This is a genomic window from Blautia sp. OF09-25XD (assembly GCF_003482095.1).
Classification (GTDB): Bacteria; Bacillota; Clostridia; order Lachnospirales; family Lachnospiraceae; genus Fusicatenibacter; species Fusicatenibacter saccharivorans.
The window spans coordinates 308,519-327,220 of sequence record NZ_QUMG01000001.1 but is presented as its reverse complement, the minus strand read 5'-3'; the positions used below and the strand labels follow the sequence as shown (position 1 = coordinate 327,220).

The window sequence follows — 18,702 nt, the reverse complement described above, 5'->3', positions numbered from 1 at the left end:
CCCTGTCAACTCAAAATTTTAATCCGCTTTCGAATCCCGTATCTCCAGATCCTTCTGGATTCCGTTCAGGTACGGGACGAGAACGCTGCTTCCCGTTCTGGGAAGGAAGAATGACGTTTCAAGCTCGGTGTAGGAAAAATGCTTCTTTCCGCCGTTCTGTCCGCGGTCCCAGAAGGTTTTCATCGTCTCATACCGCAGGTAATAATATTCGTCCCGCGCCGTAAAATACAGCAGCAGGAAGGAAATCCCCCCCTGCTGCTCGAAATCTTTCATAAACGTGACCTGGTGCTCGTGGATGTTTGCGAGCGGAAAGGAATCCGTTTTGCACTCTTTGGCATCGAAGCAGACGGGAATGCCCTGTACAGCGCCGATGTAATCAACGGTACTCTTCTTTTCAAAATAAGCCAGCGTGATGTGTCTGCTCTCCTTATCTATTTTGATCGGGGTGATCGGCGTCGGCACCTTCTGGATCAGTGCCAGATGCTTGTCACGGTACTGCTCGTTTGTGCGGTTGATCATTTCCTCCAACGTTGATCCGCGGAGTCCCCTCGATGTCCATGCCATAATTCCTGTCCTCGTCTTCGTTCTGTTCTTATTCAATCAGAGAAATTTTGTTCAGCGGCCAGTAGCGCAGAAAGGCCTTGCCGATGATCTTGTCTTTCTCTACGTACGGATTCAGCCAGTAGCGGGAATCCTTTGATACGTTCCGGTTGTCGCCGAGCATAAAGCAGCAGCCCTCCGGCACCTCATACGGTCCGAAATCGCCGACCGGTGTTTCCGGGCAGAAATCATCGCGCAGCGGCTCGGTGGAATCGTTGATATACACCTTTCCGTCGCGGATCGTAACCGTCTCTCCCGGCAGTCCGATGACGCGCTTGATAAACTTCTGCTTCTCGTCGTCCGGATAATAGAAAATAACGATGTCATACCGCTGCGGATCGCTCTTTACATAAGCAAGGCGGTTACCGAAGATCTGGTCTCCGGTCATAATCGTGTTTTCCATGGAAGGAGATGGGATTCTTGCGTTGATGACAATGACCTGCTCCACAAAAACAACGACTGCCACGACAATGGCGATCATTTTTACATATTCCCAGATTTCCCGTCCGATGCTCGTCTCCTCCGTTTTTCTTGGTTTTGTTTCTTTCTTTTCGTTGTCTTTTCGGCTCATAATCCTTCTCCCGTCAAATGTTCTCCCTGTAAAATCCGGCGCACGGATGATGGCAGGGGCGCTGTAAAGGTTTTTCCGGACAGATCCGATAAGGTGCCCGTAAGCTCTGGAAATACCGCCTTCCACGAATGGAGAAGTTGGTATTTCAGTCCGTATTTTTCCCGGAAGCGGCGGTTAAACTCCGCATCCCCGTATTTCGTATCTCCCGCAAGCGGATGACCGATGCTCGCGAGATGGCTGCGGATCTGATGGCTCTTTCCGGTCACCAGCTCAACCTCCAGCAGCGTACAGCCTCTTCCGGCACAGAGCGGCCGGTATGCGGTTTCTATGTAAACAGCATCTCCCTGCTGCTCTCGCTGAATCGAAACACGGTTTGTCCTCTCATTTTTTGTGAGGTATCCGCGGATCCGCTCTGTCTCTGTCACGGTTCCTTTTACAACCGCCAGATAGTATTTTCCAACAGCCCGCTCTGCGATCAGTTCTGAAAGCTGCTGCGTCGCCGCAACGGTTTTTCCGGCAAGAATCAGACCGCTGGTGTTCCGGTCCAGACGATTGCAGAGTCCGGCGCGGAACATGGTCTCCTCCCCGGCATTTTTTTCCGAAAGATAGGCGCCGAGCGCTTCGGTAAGGCTCACATCCGTCTCTTTCGCCTTCTGTGAGAGGACACCTGCCGGCTTGTTCAGGAAAATTACTTTTTCGTCTTCATAGACGATATCCAGCTTCGGATACTTTACCTGTTTTCCAGCCGCCGGTTTTTCCGGTGTTTTCCGAAATTTTTCGATGGTCTCTTCCGCCAGATACAGCCGGATCGTATCGCCTGTTTTCAGCTTTTCACTGCCGTCCGCCTTTTTCTGGTTCAGCACAATGTTTTTCTTTCGCAGCATTTTATAGAAGAAACTCTTTGGCGCCTCCTCCATATATTTGGACAGATATTTGATGAGCTGCTGCGCGCAGTCTTTTTCTGTCACGGTCAGTTCTCTCATAGCAATGGTCTCCTACAGTGCCAGCGCCAGCATCGTGTGTTTCACCAGTTCCGTGCGGGACAGATCCGGGTACCGCTCATCCGGTTTGAAGTTTTCACTGGCGCTCTTTTCCAGCTCATCGTAGTTGCGGTTCAGGGAATCGAGGCGCTCCAGAAATGCTTTTTCCCGATCAAAAATCTTCACATGGCATTTGTAGCCGTTGGCACGGATGATCTTGTTCAGATACGTAGTGCAGTCCTCGATCTGTTTCTGGTCTTTGGCGCGCGTGGTGTAGCAGGCGATCTCCTCACCGCAGAACGCCGCTGCTTCGATCATCAGACTCGATTTTTCCTGTGTGATATACATTTCATATCCCATCAGCAGTTTTCCTTTTTTTGCCTCAATGGCATCGTACACTGCTTTGTCCACTGGCTTTTGCATAACCATCATGATAAAACCGACGGCGGCGCGGCAGCCCGGCAGACAGCCTACTACGGCGACAACCGTAAAAATGTTGCTCTTGTTTCCGTCTGCAAGCACAAGCCCGACAATAAAAACGATGGCCGGAAGGACGAACAGTCCCAGTGTCACAAGCAGTCTTTTTTTCTTTTCCCGGCGGATATAGCCGTAATCCCCTTTTCTGATCTTCATTCTTCTGTCATTTCCCTTCTTCGATAAGATCCCCGCTCATCTTCTGCGTGTTTATTTCTTTTTGTGCACGTTGCGGAGCGTCTTTTTCGGCCGTCCGCCTGTTTTGGCTTTTCCCTGTCCGGAACGGTCATTCGCCGTCTTCTGGCCAAAGCCTTTTCCGTTGGACCCTTTTCCTCTTGACGGTTTTCCTGCCTCCCCGGCCATCTTTCTCGGCCGTACGAGACATTTCGGTCCGAATCCGATCAGATCCTCCCGGTGTGTCCGGCGCAGTGCCTCGCAGACGAGCTCATAGTTCTCCGGATTCCGGTACTGAATCAGCGCACGCTGCATCGCCTTCTCATGCGGCGATTTCGGCACGTAAACCGGATCCATCGTCCGCGGGTCAAGACCGGTATAGTACATACAGGTGGAAAGTGTGGAAGGCGTCGGATAGAAGTCCTGTGCCTGCTCCGGGATAAATCCCATATCGCGGATGTACTCGGCAAGCTCCACCGCATCCTCCAAGTCACACCCCGGATGGGACGACATAAAATACGGAAGTGCGTACTGCTGCTTCCCCGTCTTTTTGTTGCACGCATCGAAGCGGCGGATAAATTCCTGATATACTTCGTGGCGCGGTTTTCCCATATAGGAAAGCACACGGTTCGAAACGTGCTCCGGCGCAACGCGGAGCTGACCGCTGACGTGATCCTTTACCAGCTCAGAAAGGAACGTCTGGTCTTTATCGGCCAGGACATAGTCAAAACGGATGCCGGAGCGGATAAAGACTTTCTTCACGCCCGGAATGTCTTTTAATTCCCGCAGCAGCTTCACATAATCTCTGTGATCTGCCACCATATTTTTACACGGCTCCGGGAAGAGACAGTTCCGGTTCGGGCAGGCGCCTTTGGTGAGCTGCTTTTTGCATGCCGGACCGCGGAAATCCGCCGTCGGGCCGCCGACATCGTGAATATAGCCTTTAAATTCTTTTTCCTGAACCATCTGCCGCGCTTCCGCCAGAATGGATTCGTGGCTTCTTGTCTGCACAACGCGTCCCTCGTGGAACGTCAGCGCGCAGAAACTGCAGGATCCAAAGCAGCCGCGGTTGCTCGTCAGACTGTATTTGATTTCCCCAAGCGCCGGCACACCGCCGTCTTTTTCATAGCTTGGGTGATAGGCGCGCATGTATGGAAGCGCATAGACATCATCCATCTCCTGCTCTGTCAAAGGACGGGAAGGCGGATTCTGTACAATGTAGCCCTGGCCCTCATACGGCTCTGCCATCGGCTTCGCATTGATGGCATCGGTATTTTTATACTGAATCGCAAAGCTCTCCGCATACGTCCGCTTGCTCTCCCGCACCTCCTCGAATGACGGCAGCACCACCGGGTCAATCAGGTGATCCAGCGTTTTGCTCCGATAAACGGTTCCCGGAATAAAGGTGATATCATGAACGTCAATGCCGGCCGCAAGTGCATCTGCAATCGCTACGATCGAAAGTTCTCCCATTCCGTACGAAATCAGATCCGCACCGGAATCGAGAAGGACGGAGCGGCGCACCTGGTCAGACCAGTAATCGTAATGCGAAAGGCGCCGGAGTGATGCCTCGATGCCGCCGAGGATCATCGGTGTATGTTTATACGTTCTCCGGATCAGATTGCCGTACACGGTAACCGCGCGGTCCGGCCGTTTTCCCATGACACCGCCCGGCGTAAAGGCATCTGTTTTTCGGTGCTTTTTCGCCACGGTATAATGGTTGACCATGGAATCCATATTTCCGGAAGAGACAAGAAAGCCAAGACGCGGTTCACCGAAAATCGAAATGCTGTTCTCGTCCTTCCAGTCCGGCTGTGAGATGATGCCGACGGAATAGCCGTTCGCCTCGAGCACACGGCTGATGATTGCCGGTCCGAACGAGGAATGGTCCACGTAGGCATCTCCGATGACATAGACAAAGTCAAACTGTTCGATTCCCCGTTCCTTCATCTCTTCTCTTGTAATTGGTAAAAAAGGCATGCTTTACTTTCCTTTCTGTGTTTCGGCGTCCGCTATGCCAAGCGCCGCTTTTTCTTCCTGCGTCAGGAGACGGGCACTGCCCTTTGGCAGCGCCGGATCAAGTTTCAGGCTCCCCATCGACAGCCGTTTCAAATAGACGACCGTTTTTCCGACCTTCTCAAACATGCGCTTGATCTGGTGGAAGCGGCCCTCACAGATGGTAATGCGGATCCGGCTTTCAAAAATGCCAGGCTCTTTTTCTGTCGTTTCCAGAATGGTAAGCTCGGCCGGAAGTGTCGGTTTGTCGTCCCCAATGTCGAGCCCTTCGGCAAATGCCTGCCGATCTTCTTCTGTCACTTTTCCGTCAATCACGGCCTCATACACTTTCGAGACATGCGATTTCGGAGAGAGCAGCCGGTGGGAAAGGGCTCCGTCGTTCGTAATCAGCAGCAGCCCTTCGGTGTCCTTGTCGAGCCGTCCGACCGGAAAGAGGTCTTTTCTTGCCGCATCACTTAAAAGATCGAGTACGGTCCGGTCACGGCGGTCCTCCGTCGCAGAGACGACACCCGCCGGTTTGTGGAGCATCCAGTATTCCATTTTCACATAGGAAATGCTGTTTCCGTCCACAGTCACCTGCGCTTCATCCGGGTCGACTTTCAGTTCCGGGGCTTTTGCCGTAATTCCGTCTACGGCCACCCGTCCCTTCCGGATCAGGGCCTTTACTTCCTGGCGTGTTCCCACACCCATGTCCGCCAGATATTTATCGAGTCGTAATTTACTCATACCATCCGCCATCCTGCATAATATTTATTCTTTAACGTTCCGTTGTTTATTTTTCCCCAGCCAAGTGGGAAATCATCCAGGCACACAAGCACCCAGCCCTTTTTCCCCTGACACTCTTCCTCTGAAAACGAGAGTGTCTCACCCTTTAAGTAGCGCATGACACGGTCATCTCCCTTGGGAATGGTCAAACACGAAACGTATTCTTCTTTTTTCAGATACGCCGCCAGCGCCTGGGACGGCTCGAAGCGGTTTTTCTTTACGGTGCCAAGCGAAAGTCCGGTCCGCAGATAGCGCAGACCCTTTGCCGCACAGACACCTTCCGGCAGAAAATAGAGCTGGTCTTTCACAAGGGCAAACGAACCATTCTTCCAGTCCATGCGCACGCCAGCAAGAAACTCTTCCGCCTCTTTCGGCAGCTTCTTTGTCGTTTCCAAAAGGCGGGACGGCTGCCGTTTCCGGCTCTCTCCCTGCTTTTTCAGGAGCGCCACGAAATGGCCTTCTCCCTCCATCCGCTGCGGGAAAATATGAACGCACCGGGAAAGATCACGGCCATTCACGGATACTCCCGGCGCAAACCCTTCGTAACCCGGGGTAATTTCCTGCACTTCCATATCCGGATGCGCATCCAGCAGCCCTGCGATGACCTCTTCGTTCTCCTTTACAGAAAACGTACAGGTAGAGTACAGCAGCTCTCCGCCCTCTGCAAGCATCTGATACGCCTGCTCGATCAGTTTTTTCTGGATCGGCACATAATGCTCCGGCCCATTTTCACTGTAGTAGCGCAGCATTGAGCTCTCTTTTCGGAACATGCCCTCCCCAGAGCACGGCGCGTCAAGAAGGATCTTGTCAAAAAAGGCCGGATACAAGGTTACTAGTTTTTCCGGATCCTCGCTCGTCACGAGAAGACGTCCCACTCCCTGGATTTCCAGGTTGCGCAGCAGCGCCTTCGCCCGCGAATTGCTGATATCGTTTGCCAGCAGCATGCCGCCCTCACCGATCCGGCTTCCCAGCTCCGTTGCCTTTCCGCCCGGTGCCGCACAGAGATCGAGCACACGGTCATCCGGCTCAATTGGAAGGCGGGATGCCGGTGTCATCGCACTCGGCTCCTGCAGATAATACAGGCCCGCATAGTAATCGGCATCCTTTGCCGGATTGCAGCTCTCTTCATCGTAATAAAATCCATTTGGGATCCACGGAACCTTCTTAAGCGGAATATCGGTCCGCCTAAGAAACTCTTCTGTCGAAATTTTTCCGTTGTTTACCCGCAGTCCTCTATGTACCGCCTCGTCAAATGTCTTGCGGTATGCCTCATATTCTTCCTCACCGAGCAGCTGTTTCATCTCCTGCTCAAAGGCTTCCGGCAGTGTGATCATATCCGTTTATCCCCTTTTGTTCTAAAGTTCGTCTGTAATTGCCTGTGCGCGGTATCCCTCTGCAATCAGATCCAGTTCTTTGTGGAACCGTTTTAACTCCTGCAGATCGTTCTGCGCATAGATGTGATAAAACTCATCCTGAATTTTTTCTACTTCGCGTTTGTTCGTCACCTTGTAAAGATTCTCGATATTATTCAGGATATCCGTGATCAGATTCCGCTGCATCTGGGAGGAATTCTGTGCATCCATAATCTCACTCCGCACAGAGGACATCTCATTATCCAGCACAATAATCGCCTTTGCAGCTGCGCTTAAGCGCTCCCGGATGTGATCCGGAATGTTTGCCTTATATTTGTACTGCAGCGAGTGCTCAATCGTCGCCCAGAAATCCATCGCCATCGTGCGGATCTGGATTTCCACCTGGATGCGCTTCGGGCCGTTCATCGTCTCCACGGTATAGTAAACAATGAGGTGATAGCTCCGGTAACCGCTGTCCTTCATGTGGCGGATGTAGTCTTTCTCGCTCTTAATCTCAATATCCGACCGCTTCTGGATCAGGTCGGCAACCTTTTCGATATCTTCAACGAACTGGCAGATGATGCGGATGCCCGCGATATCCTCCACCTGCTCCTCCATCTCTTCGGGCACAATGCCCTTTCTCTGCATTTTTTCCAGAATACTGGAAACACTCTTCACACGGCCGCTCACGCTCTCGATCGGTGAGTACAGCCCTTTTCCGTGGTGCTCCTTGATCAGATGCCGGAATTTCACCTGTAATTCCTTGACAGCCAGCTCGTATGGTTCCAGAATCTCATGCCATAACAGTATATCCATGTCCCCTAATCTCCTTTTTTGCTCCTGCTTTCAGCCATTTTTCTTATCGGATGGTAAACGTTTTGGAAATTCAATCCCCACCCTGTTACTTTATGCCTGTCTTTTCTGTTTTATGACTGTTTTTCAGAAACTTTTTTGAAATAGACACGGGCAGTTTTTTATGCCTGCCGTTTCGAAAGCTGCTCCAGAACGCGGCACAGGTACTGATACGTTCTCTCCACGGAGGAAATCGAAAGCCGCTCCTCGGTCGTGTGGATTGCTTTCATGTTCGGGCCGAAAGATACACAGTCAAGACCGGAAAGCTTTTCATAGAACAGACCGCATTCCAGTCCGGCATGAATCGCTTCCACTGCCGGTTTCTGTCCATACATGGCTTCATATTCCGCCACCATCAGATCGCGGAGGGCAGAATCCTCTTTATACTCCCATGCCGGGTACGCGCCCTCTACGTGGAACTCACCGCCCAGGAAACCGATCAGATACTCCAGCTTGTCGGAAAGGGCTTCTTTTGCACTTCCCACGGAGCTCCGCACACTTGCACACGCATGCAGGTGATCCGGCTCTAATTTCAGAATACCGAGGTTCAGGGATGTTTCCACCAGTCCCGGGATCTGGCCGCTCATCTTCTGTACCCCGTTCGGAAGATTCATCAGGAAAAAGACGGTTTTCTGCAGGCTGACCGGATGAAGCGCCGGTGCAGCGCCCTCGCCTGTTTTCTCTACCGTAACGGTAATACCGTCATCTGTTCCGCTGTACTCTCTGCAAAGATTTTCGGTGAAGCGTGATGCTTCCTCTTTTAAGATCTCTTTCTCTCCGCCGTCGATGGCAAGAAGCATGCGGGTTGTCCGCGGAATGGCGTTGTCTTTTAAACCGCCCTCCAGCTCGATCAGGCATAATCCATCTTTCCTGCCAGTTCGTACAGGAAACGGCCCGCCAGAATGTTGGAGTTGGCACGGTTTTTGTGGATTTCCGTACCGGAATGGCCACCGGCAAGACCGGAAATCGTCACTTCCATCTGCTCACCCATCACTTCGCTTCTGCGCACCGGCAGATCCATCATGGCTGTCATACCGCCTGCGCACGATACGGTGAGAATGCCTTCCTCTTCAGAATCCATATTTAACAGTGTTCTTCCCTTTAACTCATTCCCGTTTAATGCTGCTGCGCCGAGCAGTCCGATCTCTTCATCCGTCGTAATCAGTGCCTCGATGGCCGGAAGCTGCAGATCATCCGATTCCAGCACAGCCAGCATATAGGCAACGGCAATTCCGTCGTCTCCGCCAAGCGTCGTGTCCCTGGCATAAATCTCATCGCCGTCGATGTGAAGCTCAAGGCCGTCCTTCGTAAAATCGTGGCTGCTGCCCGGCTTCTTCTCGCAGACCATATCGCAGTGGCCCTGCAGAATCACGGTCGGAGCCAATTCACATCCCTTCGATGCCGGGCGGCGGATGACCACGTTGTTGGACGCATCCTGATACCAGGATAATTCATGGTCCCTTGCAAACTGAACCAGATAGTCGCTCACTTCTTTTGTGTTTCCGGAGCCGTGCGGAATGCGGCAGAGCTCTTCAAAATAATAAAATACCCGTTCCGGTTTTAATCCTGCTAATACGCTCATTTTTTCTTCTCCCATCTTCTTTTTTTCAAAGCTTCATCATACTCTATTTTAGAAAGCGGGAGGAGGTTCGAACGTCATGAAAAAATCACTTTTATTTCTCTCTTCCCTGCTTCTTTTTTTCTGTCTTCTTATCTTTCCCGCGCGGACTTTTTTCTATGCCTGCGAGGGTGTCAATCTCTGGTTTCATACCATTCTTCCGTCACTTCTGCCGTTTCTGATTCTGACATCTCTTCTTCTGGAAACAGGAGCCGCGCGGCGGATCTCTGCCCGTGCAGAAGTTTTTTTTCAAACGGTTTTCGGTCTTTCCCCGGCTGGGTTTTATGCACTTTTTCTCGGTCTTTTCTGCGGTTTTCCCATGGGAGCGCGCATCACTGCCCAGCTCTATGAGGCAGAAGAAATTGACCGGAACGAAGCGTGCTATCTTTTAACCTTCTGCAGCAGTCCGAGTCCTGCTTTTCTGTCTTCCTATGTTATCTTAACTGCGTTTTCCGGACAGATCCATCCCGGGTTCGTCTTCGGCGTGCTCTACGGTTCCAATTTTCTAACTGGTTTTCTGTTCCGGCTTGTTTTCCGCCGCTTCCGCCTGCACCGGCACACCGCCCATCGGACACATTCCGTGGAAAAAAAAGAGATGTCAAAACAGACTTCCAAAGGAAACCTGCTGGACACCTCTATCATGAACGGATTTGAAATCATTACACAGCTTGGCGGATACATCATCCTGTTTTCCATTCTGTCCGGACTTCTGATGGATCTGCATCCGTTTGGTTCCGCCTCGCCCCTGCTCTGCGGCGTGCTGGAAATCACGACGGGAATCGCACAGCTTGCCGCGTCCTCTCTTCCTTACGCCGGAAAAGTCTCTGCTGTCCTTACCTGCGCCGCCTTCGGCGGTCTCTCTGTCGCTGCCCAGACAAACTGTATGATCCATAACAGCGGTCTGCCCCTCTGGCCTTATCTTGCCGGGAAGCTCTGCTGTGCTGCTTTCGCAGGAACGCTTGGTTTATTCCTCTTCGCTTTCCTCTTCTGATGCCGGATCATATTCCGGTACGACAACTTCTTCCTCTGGCTGCTCTTCTTCCGGAGCACCCTGCGGGGAGAGCTCACTTCTGTTCTGAACAACGGTATTGTAGCAGCTTGTCAGGGATTCTACAAAGCTGTTGTATTTCTCTCCTGCATCGTTTAATGCAGTCGTCATAATATTGCTTAAGTTGGCAAGCATATCATCGGTATATCCGATGGCACCGAGACGGATGCTGTTGGCATCGTTGGTTGCAGCATCCAGGATTTCCTGTGCCTGCTGGTTTGCATTGTTGACGGTCTCATTTGCCTGTGCGTATGCTGACTGCATCACTTCACTCTGCTCTACCATCTCTCTTGCCTTTGCCTGTGCCTCTGCAATGATGGCATCTGCCTTGTTCTGTGCATCTGCCAGAATCGCATCTTTGTTGCTGATGATCTTCTGGTACCGTTTGATCTCGTCCGGTGTTTTCAGACGGAGCTCACGGAGAAGCTCTTCTAATTCTTCTTTATTTACAACGATTTTGGTGGTAGACAGCGGCTGATATTTACAGCTCTCTACATACTCCTCAATTTCTTCGATGATCTGTTCAATTCTGCTGCTCATTTTAATTCTCCTTATCTTTTATCCTGCGGCATTCCTTCTGAATTTCGGGCGGCATACTTTGCGCGGATTTCTTTTTCCACAAAATCCGGAACAAATTTGTGAATGTCGCCGCCAAAAGCAGCTACTTCTTTTACTACCGTGGAGCTGAGGTACGCATACTCCAGCGAGGTAATCAGAAACGTGGTATCTACTTCCGGTTCCAGAACGCGGTTCGTCTGTGCCATCTGCAGTTCATATTCAAAGTCTGTGATCGCGCGGAGTCCGCGGACGATCGTATGCGCCTGGCATTCCTTCGCAAAATCAACAGCGAGCCCGCTGAAAGAACGGACTTCGACATTTGGAATGTCCTGGGTCGCTTTCTTTAGTATATTAACACGTTCTTCCACAGAAAACAACGGAGATTTTGAGGAATTATGTAAAACTCCCACGATTACGCGGTCAAAAAGCTTGGATGCACGCAAGATAACATCCAGATGACCATACGTTACAGGGTCAAAAGTTCCCGGGTATACGGCTGTCTTCATGATTCTTTTACTCCTTCGTGTTTGCTTTTCGGGGTAAGGAATACATGGACATTTGTCTTATAGATTTTTTTCTTCAGAATTTCGTATCCGGCATCCTCCGCCCAGTCGAAATCAGTATTCAGCGATGCTTCTACAATAATTAAGGTATCCTCACCGATAAAAGAGGCGTCGCGGAACGCATACAGCACGTCCTTTTCCAGTCCCTTATCGTATGGCGGGTCCATAAAAATGCAGTCAAAAGGCTCCTGTCCCTGAAGCGACTGCAGAGCTGCATGCGCTTCCATGGGCAGGAGCACTGCCTGCTGTTCCAGCTTCGTAAATTTTAAATTCTGCCGGATACAGTCTGCTGCAGCTTTGTTCTGCTCTACGAACCACGCGCGCTCGGCGCCGCGGCTCAACGCCTCGATTCCGATCGCCCCGCTTCCGGCGAACAGATCGAGAAAACGCGCATCCGGCAGATACGGCTGAAGCATATTAAATAAGGTTTCTTTGATCCGGTCCGTCGTCGGCCGGGTCTGTCTGCCGGGAACCGTCTTTAATGGAAGACTCCGGCATTTTCCTGCTATTACTCTCATGTTGGTCTTATTTTCGTCCTTACTGTTTTTGTTTGATGGATCAGTCGGCTTTCAACTGCTCTCTCCAGTCCAGATCTCCTCTTGCAAGTCCCAAAATCAGAGACTCCGCGGTTCCGATATTTGTTGCAATCGGGATATTGTACTGGTCGCAGGTACGGATAATTTTGTAGACATCCGGCTCTTTCGGATTGATCATCGTCGGATTGTAAAAGAAAATTACCATATCCATATCGCCGCGTTCAATCATCTCGGTAAACTGTTTGTCTCCGCCTACGCTTCCAGGCAGAAACTTGTGTACATGAAGGTTCGTCACCTCTTCAATCCGCCGTCCGGTGGTTCCGGTGGCGTACACCTCATGTTTCATGAGGATTCCCTTGTATGCAATACAGAAATCCTCGATCAGACTCTTCTTGCTGTTGTGTGCTATGATTCCAATATTCATTACTGCAAACCGCCCCTTCTCCTGTTTTTACTACCATGTACAGCAATTATAACAAATTTATTTTCAATACGCAATTCTTTTTGTGAATTTTTTACACAGTTTTTATATTTTTTTCTGCCGTTCCATTTTTCCTTCTTCTTTTACTTTCTCCGCTTTTCCGGAAAAAATACAGAATCTGGAAGTTTATTTTTGTTTTCTTTCCACATACTATGACCGTAGCAGAACAGATGAAAAACACATCCGGATCTGCTTCACAGCAGCTTTTAACAAGCACAAAGATAAAGGAGGGAATGAACATGGCGAATCGTTCATCGAATACCGCAGCAGTACCAGAAGCAAAAGGCGCTCTGGACAAATTCAAATTTGAGGTGGCAAGCGAACTCGGCGTGCCGCTCAGTGATGGCTACAACGGTAACCTGACTTCCAAACAGAATGGTTCTGTCGGAGGTTATATGGTCAAAAAGATGATTGAGCAGCAGGAACGCCAGATGTCCGGCGGTTCTTCTGGCCAGTACTAATCATCCCGGTATAACATCCTGATGCCGGAACAGGCATCAAAAAGCGTGAGCTCTTTTCTTTTCGGAAAAGCTCACGCTTTTTTCTTGCTCCTGCAGAGCTGGTACATAATACTTACAGATCAATGCTTCCGGTTACATCATCATTGATTACGTAGTAAGCAGTAAATTCCTCCGGTTTTACATAAACCTTCAGGCTCTTTAATTCCTCTGCTTTCTTGCCATATCCTTCGATCCAGATCTGCTGGATTCTCTCGTACAGATCTTTCTCCTTGATTTCTCTTCCGCCGAACTGCAGAATCATCTCCTGCTCCGCTTCTTTCTTTGCTGCTTTTGCAGGTGCTTTTTTCTCTGCCGGCTTTTTCACTGCTGCTGGTTTTTTCGGTGCAGCCGCTTTCTTTGTCGTTGTTTTCTTTGCTGTTGTGCGGGTTGTTTTTGCAGCTTTTGCTGCCGGTTTTTCTTCTGCTTTTGCAGGTGCTTCCTCTGCTGCTGCAGTTTCCTTTACAACTTCTTTTGCAACTTCTTTTACAGTTTCTTTCTCTGCTGCGGTTGTTTTTTCTGCTGCTTTGGTCTCTACTTTTACTGTCTCGTTCTCTGCTGTCTTAGCCTGGGCAGCTGGTTTTTTCTTTACCATATCTGTTTCCTCCCATTTGGACCGGCCCTGTATATTTTGGAAGAGCCGTCCTGCGAACTATCATTCAGGCGAACGCTTGACACTCACGGTCCGCACATTTTTTGATTCCTTGTTTATGATACATGATTTTTTTTGTCATTTCAAGTAATATCTGATTTCGCACGAATTTTCCACGAAATTGTACAGTCATTTTCCATACTATCCAATCAGGCTGTTATTTTTATCCGATTTTGCATTTTAAAGCCGGATTTTTTTGTAACTTTTCACAATCCAATGTCGTGGTTTTCCAGATCAAGATACGATTTCATTACCTTTTTCAGCAGTTCATGCTCCGGTTTTTCAAAATAAGGATCGTCGGCAAGCAGTTCTGAAGCCGCCTCACTCGCTTTCTGCAGGATATCGGCATCCCGGAAAATATCTGCCATCCGGAATTCCATATCCCCGCTCTGGCGCGTTCCCAGCAGATCGCCGCTGCCGCGCAGTTTCAAATCTTCCGAAGCAATATAAAACCCGTCGTTCGAATGGTTCAGGATTTCCAGACGTTTGGCGGTCTCCTGATCTTTGTTTCCGCGGATGAAAATACAGTAGGACTGATGCTCTCCTCTTCCGACACGTCCGCGGAGCTGATGGAGTTGCGCAAGGCCGAACCGTTCGGCATTTTCCACCATCATCACCGTCGCATTCGGCACGTTGACACCGACCTCCACGACTGTCGTCGAGACGAGTACCTGGATTTCTCCGCTGGCGAACCGCTCCATGATCTCGTTTTTCTGCGCCGCCTTCATCTGTCCGTGCAGCATCTCTACTGTGATGCCCGGCAGCTCTTTTTTCAGGAGCTGTGTATAGTCGGTGACGTTTTCCGCTTCCAGACCCTCGCTCTCCTCCACCATCGGGCAGATCACATACGCCTGACGGCCCAGTTCGACCTGACGCGTGATAAAGCGGTAAGCTTTTGGACGGTAAGACGTATCCACCACACAGTTTTTGATCGGCAGACGCTTCGCCGGAAGTTCATCAATCACAGAAATCGAAAGATCTCCGTACAGAATGATAGCCAGGGTTCTTGGAATCGGCGTTGCACTCATAACGAGAACATTCGGCGGTTCCCCTTTTTCAGCAAGTGCCGTTCTCTGCCGGACACCGAAGCGGTGCTGTTCGTCTGTGATGACAAGCGCCAGATTTTTGTACTGTACCTTTTCCTGAATCAGTGCATGTGTGCCGATCACCATTTTGCAGCTTCCGTCTTCCAGACTGGCATAGATTTCCCGGCGTTCTTTTGCTTTCGTGGATCCAGTCAGAAGGCGGGGATTGTATTCCGTCAGATTGTTTTCTTTCAACAGAGTGCAGAGCGATTCATAATGCTGCCGCGCCAGAACCTCCGTCGGAACCATCAGCGCCGACTGGTAGCCGTTCTCAGCTGTCATAATCATTGCAAGGAATGCCAGAATCGTCTTTCCGCTTCCGACATCTCCCTGTACCAGCCGCGCCATGCGGGTATGACCTTTTAAGTCCCGCTCCAGTTCACCCCACACACGCATCTGTGCATTCGTGAGACGGTACGGCATATTTTCGATGACTTCCTCCGTCTTCCAGACGGCGCGGATCGGGAACGCATTGGTAATTCCCTCCGTCTGCTCTTTTAACTGCCGCAGGGACAGGATGAAGAGAAAAAACTCTTCGAACACAATTCTGCGCCGCGCCGTTTTCAGATGCTCCTGGTCTTTTGGAAAATGAACCTCATGGAGGGCATAATTGATTTCACAGAGTTCATACCGGGCACGGATTTTTTCCGGCAGATAGTCCTGCGCAGGTGCGCATCGTTCCAGCACCTGTGCGACGGCCTTGCTCACCATCTTGTTCGTGAGACCGGCTGTCAGTCCATAAACCGGCTGAAGACTTGCCAGAAGCTCATGGTATGCGGCAGGAGTGAAGATTTCCGGCTGCTCCATCACGAGACGGCCTGATTTTTCCTGTATCTTTCCGCGGAAGATAAAAACACTGCCTTTCTTCAGCGTGCTCCGCAGAAACGGCATATTAAACCAGGTAAGCTGCAGCCGCACCGGCTCCTCGTAGAGTTCCAGGACAACGACGCTCTTTCTCTGGTTTCCTTTTACCGACGGACTGTGGACAATTCTTCCGTATACCGCATTCTTTTCCTCTTGTCTGCATTCGCGAAGGGGAACCGGCTCTGCATAGCAGTCATAATCTCTTGGATAATAATGCAGAAGCTGCTGCAAATTGTAGATTCCTATTTTTGCAAACAGCTTCTCCGTTTTTTCACCGATCCCCTTCAGTGTTGTCAGGGGTTCCGTATTCATATTTTTCTTTCCTTACTCTTATTCAACCGAAACGACACAGTAGTAAATCGCTGTCCGCCATAGTTTACTTCCACATCGCAGTCCGGATATGCCTGCTCGATTTTTTCGCCAAGGCTTTCGGCATCTTCCTCACTCATATCTTCACCGTAGTAGATGCTGATCAGCTCGCTGTCCTCATCGACCATGGCGCGGATGGTTTCTTCTGCAACGGTAAGAATATCCTGTCCGACAGCGAGAAGTCCGTGATCGCCAAGTCCCATGATGTCGCCCTGATGGATCTCTTTCTCATCGATGTGGGTATCACGTACCGCGTACGTTACCTGACCGGTTTTCACCATCTGGATGCCCTCTGTCATGGCCTCCTCGTTCTCTTCTGCAGATTTCTCCGGCACATAGCTGATCATGGCTGTGATGCCCTGCGGAACGGTTTTGGTCGGAACAACGATGATATTTTTGTCCTCAGTCATGGCTTTTGCCTGATTTGCTGCGAGGATGATATTTTTGTTGTTCGGCAGAATAAAGATATTCTTTGCATTGACCTTCTCAATTGCAGTCAGCATATCCTCGGTGCTCGGGTTCATGGTCTGACCGCCCTCGATCAAGTAATCAACACCGAGTCCCTGGAAGATCTCTTTGATTCCCTCTCCGATGGACACGGCGATGAATCCGTTCTCCTTCGGCGGCTGTTTTGCTGCTTCTTTTCTCTTCTTATCTTCCTCTGCCTGCTGTGCTGCGATCTTTTCTGCGTTCTTGATCAGGCGCTCCTGATGCTCCTCACGCATGTTGTCGATCTTCATTCTGGTCAGCTGTCCGTACGTCAGCGCCTTGGAAATTGCTTTTCCAGGATCGTTGGTATGTACGTGTACCTTAACCAGCTCATCGTCTGCAACGAGAACGATCGAATCTCCGATTCCGTTCAGGAAATCTTTGAATGCATAAACCTCTTCATCCGGAAGCGGGTTTTCCAGCATAATGATAAACTCGGTACAGTAGCCGAATTTGATTTCTTTTTCTGTCTCTTTGGACGGTCTGACAAATTCTGTCTTTGCTTCCGGCATCTCGAAATTCAGATCAATCTCTTTCCCGAGGAACGCGTCATATGCGCCCTGCAGTACGGTTAAGAGACCCTGTCCGCCGGAATCCACAACGCCTGCCTCTTTTAATACCGGCAGCATCTCTGGTGTCTGGGAGAGCACGTACTCTGCATGCGCGAGAACGTCCTCGATGAATGCGTTCAGATCTTCGCTTTCCGGTGCAAGCTCTGCTGCTTTCTCTGCTGCTCCCTTTGCCACGGTCAGGATGGTACCTTCTTTTGGCTTCATAACGGCTTTGTATGCAGTCTCGACTGCTTTTTCCATTGCCTCTGCAAGAATCTCTGCATTCAGCTCTTGATAGTCGCGGATCTTCTTGGTAAAGCCACGAAGGAGCTGGGAAAGAATAACGCCAGAGTTACCTCTGGCACCGCGCAGAGAACCGGAAGAGATTGCCTTGGAAAGGTTGTACATGTTCACTTCTGTGAGCGAGTTTACTTCCTTGACTGCGGACATGATCGTCAGCGTCATGTTGGTACCTGTGTCGCCGTCCGGTACCGGGAACACGTTCAGCTCATTGATCCACTCTTTCTTTACTTCCAGATTTTTTGCACCAGCCAGAAACATTTTTGCCAGTAAGCCGGCATCAATTGTATTTGTAGCCACTTTCTTCATTTCCTCCTATTACCATCAGTCGATGACGCGAACGCCTTCAACCAGGATGTTGATTTTTTCAATTTCCATTCCGGTGAACTCTTCCACCTTGTATTTCACATTATTGATCAGGTTATCTGTTACGGCAGAAATACTGACTCCGTAAGAAACAATCACGTGGAAATCCAGGGAAATTTTATTTTCCGAAATCGATACATTAATTCCGTGTGTCAGACTCTCTTTTTTCAGAAGTTTGACCAGTCCATCTTTCATGTTTACCGCTGCCATTCCGACAATGCCGAAGCACTCCACAGCAACGCTGCCCGCATACAGGGCGATTACATCCGGATTGATTACGATTTCTCCCAAGCCTGTATTCATACGACCTTTCATGCCTTGTATCCTCCAATTCCATCATACTATTCAAAACACATGGAGACAGGAATAACTGACTCCACTCTACGATACATTATAACCGCTTTTCCGCAAAAAAGAAAGTTTAAAATGAAAAACCTTCAAAATTCATATAATTTTTTCATTTTTTACTTGCAAAACCGGTATAGATCTGTTAGAATGACTTATGTTGTGAGTCTAAAATGCGTTTTGACTCAAGTACGTATGTCAAGGAGGTGCAATCATGGCAAAGTGTGCAATTTGTGAGAAGGGTGCTCATTTCGGAAACAACGTAAGTCATTCACATAGAAGAAGCAATAAAATGTGGAAATCTAACGTAAAATCTGTCAAAGTTAAAGTTGACGGTGTACCGCAGAAAATGTACGTATGTACTTCCTGCTTAAGATCCGGAAAAGTAGAGCGTGCATAAGTTGAATGGTTAAAAGGCCTTTCCAGTCCGGGAAGGCTTTTTTGCTGTTCAAAAATAGAATTAAGATTTTAAAAAAAGTTCTGGGAAGAGCAAACAGGACATAAGTTTTCGCTTATGCCCTGTTGTGCTCTATTTTTTATATTTTAAAAGGGAGAAAAAAATAGCGTGGTCTCTTAAGCTGAACCTGCCAACGATC

General features: G+C 49.7%; 20 protein-coding genes and 1 pseudogene. 3 read left to right on the top strand and 18 right to left on the bottom strand.

What is annotated here, in order from left to right; translation table 11 throughout:
* Positions 1-18: 18 nt before the first annotated feature.
* The 10 genes from DXA93_RS01580 to DXA93_RS19185 form a co-directional block, all read right to left on the bottom strand.
* A complete protein-coding gene (locus tag DXA93_RS01580; protein WP_117509155.1) occupies positions 19-567 on the bottom strand; it encodes a Holliday junction resolvase RecU in 549 nt (182 codons plus the stop codon).
* Positions 568-592: 25 nt separating this feature from the next.
* A complete protein-coding gene (gene lepB / locus DXA93_RS01575) occupies positions 593-1,171 on the bottom strand; it encodes a signal peptidase I (RefSeq protein ID WP_119207638.1) in 579 nt (192 codons plus the stop codon).
* The gene (locus DXA93_RS01570; RefSeq protein WP_055218012.1) at positions 1,168-2,154 is read right to left on the bottom strand and encodes an RluA family pseudouridine synthase; all 987 of its coding nucleotides are present in this window, start codon (positions 2,152-2,154) and stop codon (positions 1,168-1,170) included. The genes lepB and DXA93_RS01570 overlap by 4 nt, the downstream gene beginning before the upstream one ends.
* 12 nt (positions 2,155-2,166) lie before the next feature.
* Positions 2,167-2,784, bottom strand: a complete 618-nt coding sequence (locus tag DXA93_RS01565; RefSeq protein WP_022461880.1) for a DUF4191 family protein — start codon at positions 2,782-2,784, stop codon at positions 2,167-2,169.
* A gap of 51 nt (positions 2,785-2,835) precedes the next feature.
* The gene (locus DXA93_RS01560; RefSeq protein ID WP_055218016.1) at positions 2,836-4,779 is read right to left on the bottom strand and encodes a YgiQ family radical SAM protein; all 1,944 of its coding nucleotides are present in this window, start codon (positions 4,777-4,779) and stop codon (positions 2,836-2,838) included.
* Positions 4,780-4,782: 3 nt separating this feature from the next.
* Positions 4,783-5,541 carry a pseudouridine synthase gene (locus DXA93_RS01555; RefSeq protein ID WP_055218018.1) on the bottom strand — a complete coding sequence of 253 codons (759 nt, stop codon included), beginning with the start codon at positions 5,539-5,541 and terminating at the stop codon, positions 4,783-4,785.
* Positions 5,538-6,911, bottom strand: coding sequence for an RsmB/NOP family class I SAM-dependent RNA methyltransferase (locus DXA93_RS01550; protein ID WP_118749875.1), 1,374 nt, complete (start codon positions 6,909-6,911; stop codon positions 5,538-5,540). The genes DXA93_RS01555 and DXA93_RS01550 overlap by 4 nt, the downstream gene beginning before the upstream one ends.
* Before the next feature lie 24 nt (positions 6,912-6,935).
* Positions 6,936-7,748, bottom strand: a complete 813-nt coding sequence (locus tag DXA93_RS01545) for a GTP pyrophosphokinase (protein WP_055226364.1) — start codon at positions 7,746-7,748, stop codon at positions 6,936-6,938.
* Between the two features lie 158 nt (positions 7,749-7,906).
* Positions 7,907-8,584, bottom strand: coding sequence for a M20/M25/M40 family metallo-hydrolase (locus DXA93_RS19190; RefSeq protein WP_330426845.1), 678 nt, complete (start codon positions 8,582-8,584; stop codon positions 7,907-7,909).
* 50 nt (positions 8,585-8,634) lie between these two features.
* A complete protein-coding gene (locus tag DXA93_RS19185) occupies positions 8,635-9,366 on the bottom strand; it encodes a hypothetical protein (RefSeq protein ID WP_330422288.1) in 732 nt (243 codons plus the stop codon).
* 76 nt (positions 9,367-9,442) lie between these two features.
* Between DXA93_RS19185 and DXA93_RS01535 the strand changes: the two genes are divergently transcribed.
* Positions 9,443-10,393 (top strand): nucleoside recognition domain-containing protein, encoded by a 951-nt coding sequence (locus DXA93_RS01535; RefSeq protein ID WP_117801039.1) that lies wholly within the window; start codon positions 9,443-9,445, stop codon positions 10,391-10,393.
* Here the strand turns inward: DXA93_RS01535 and DXA93_RS01530 are convergent.
* Genes DXA93_RS01530 through DXA93_RS01515 form a run of 4 tightly spaced genes read right to left on the bottom strand, consistent with a single transcriptional unit; the run spans position 10,367 to position 12,531 of the window.
* On the bottom strand, positions 10,367-10,990 hold the full coding sequence (locus DXA93_RS01530) for a hypothetical protein (RefSeq protein ID WP_055265193.1): 624 nt from the start codon (positions 10,988-10,990) through the stop codon (positions 10,367-10,369). The genes DXA93_RS01535 and DXA93_RS01530 overlap by 27 nt on opposite strands.
* Before the next feature lie 11 nt (positions 10,991-11,001).
* A complete protein-coding gene (gene coaD, locus DXA93_RS01525) occupies positions 11,002-11,514 on the bottom strand; it encodes a pantetheine-phosphate adenylyltransferase (protein ID WP_055265195.1) in 513 nt (170 codons plus the stop codon).
* Entirely contained in the window at positions 11,511-12,089 is a 579-nt protein-coding gene (gene rsmD / locus DXA93_RS01520) for a 16S rRNA (guanine(966)-N(2))-methyltransferase RsmD (protein ID WP_022461889.1), read from the bottom strand. Before rsmD ends, coaD begins: the two co-directional genes overlap by 4 nt.
* A 40-nt stretch (positions 12,090-12,129) precedes the next feature.
* On the bottom strand, positions 12,130-12,531 hold the full coding sequence (locus DXA93_RS01515; RefSeq protein ID WP_022461890.1) for a methylglyoxal synthase: 402 nt from the start codon (positions 12,529-12,531) through the stop codon (positions 12,130-12,132).
* Positions 12,532-12,827: 296 nt separating this feature from the next.
* On the opposite strand from DXA93_RS01515, the gene DXA93_RS01505 reads away from it, so the two are divergent.
* Positions 12,828-13,049: an alpha/beta-type small acid-soluble spore protein gene (locus DXA93_RS01505; RefSeq protein ID WP_022461891.1), complete on the top strand. Its 222-nt coding sequence runs from the start codon at positions 12,828-12,830 to the stop codon at positions 13,047-13,049.
* A gap of 112 nt (positions 13,050-13,161) precedes the next feature.
* Here DXA93_RS01505 and DXA93_RS01500 read toward each other — a convergent pair whose 3' ends face one another.
* From DXA93_RS01500 to DXA93_RS01485, 4 genes and pseudogenes are all read right to left on the bottom strand, one after another.
* Positions 13,162-13,680: a DUF6465 family protein gene (locus tag DXA93_RS01500; RefSeq protein ID WP_119188458.1), complete on the bottom strand. Its 519-nt coding sequence runs from the start codon at positions 13,678-13,680 to the stop codon at positions 13,162-13,164.
* 263 nt (positions 13,681-13,943) lie between these two features.
* Entirely contained in the window at positions 13,944-15,998 is a 2,055-nt protein-coding gene (gene recG, locus DXA93_RS01495) for an ATP-dependent DNA helicase RecG (RefSeq protein ID WP_119188459.1), read from the bottom strand.
* An 18-nt stretch (positions 15,999-16,016) separates the two neighbouring features.
* Positions 16,017-17,695: pseudogene (locus DXA93_RS01490) on the bottom strand (DAK2 domain-containing protein).
* A 24-nt stretch (positions 17,696-17,719) separates the two neighbouring features.
* Positions 17,720-18,076 (bottom strand): Asp23/Gls24 family envelope stress response protein, encoded by a 357-nt coding sequence (locus DXA93_RS01485; protein ID WP_022461895.1) that lies wholly within the window; start codon positions 18,074-18,076, stop codon positions 17,720-17,722.
* Positions 18,077-18,320: 244 nt separating this feature from the next.
* On the opposite strand from DXA93_RS01485, the gene rpmB reads away from it, so the two are divergent.
* Positions 18,321-18,506, top strand: coding sequence for a 50S ribosomal protein L28 (rpmB, locus tag DXA93_RS01480; RefSeq protein ID WP_022461896.1), 186 nt, complete (start codon positions 18,321-18,323; stop codon positions 18,504-18,506).
* The last annotated feature ends 196 nt before the right edge of the window (positions 18,507-18,702 follow it).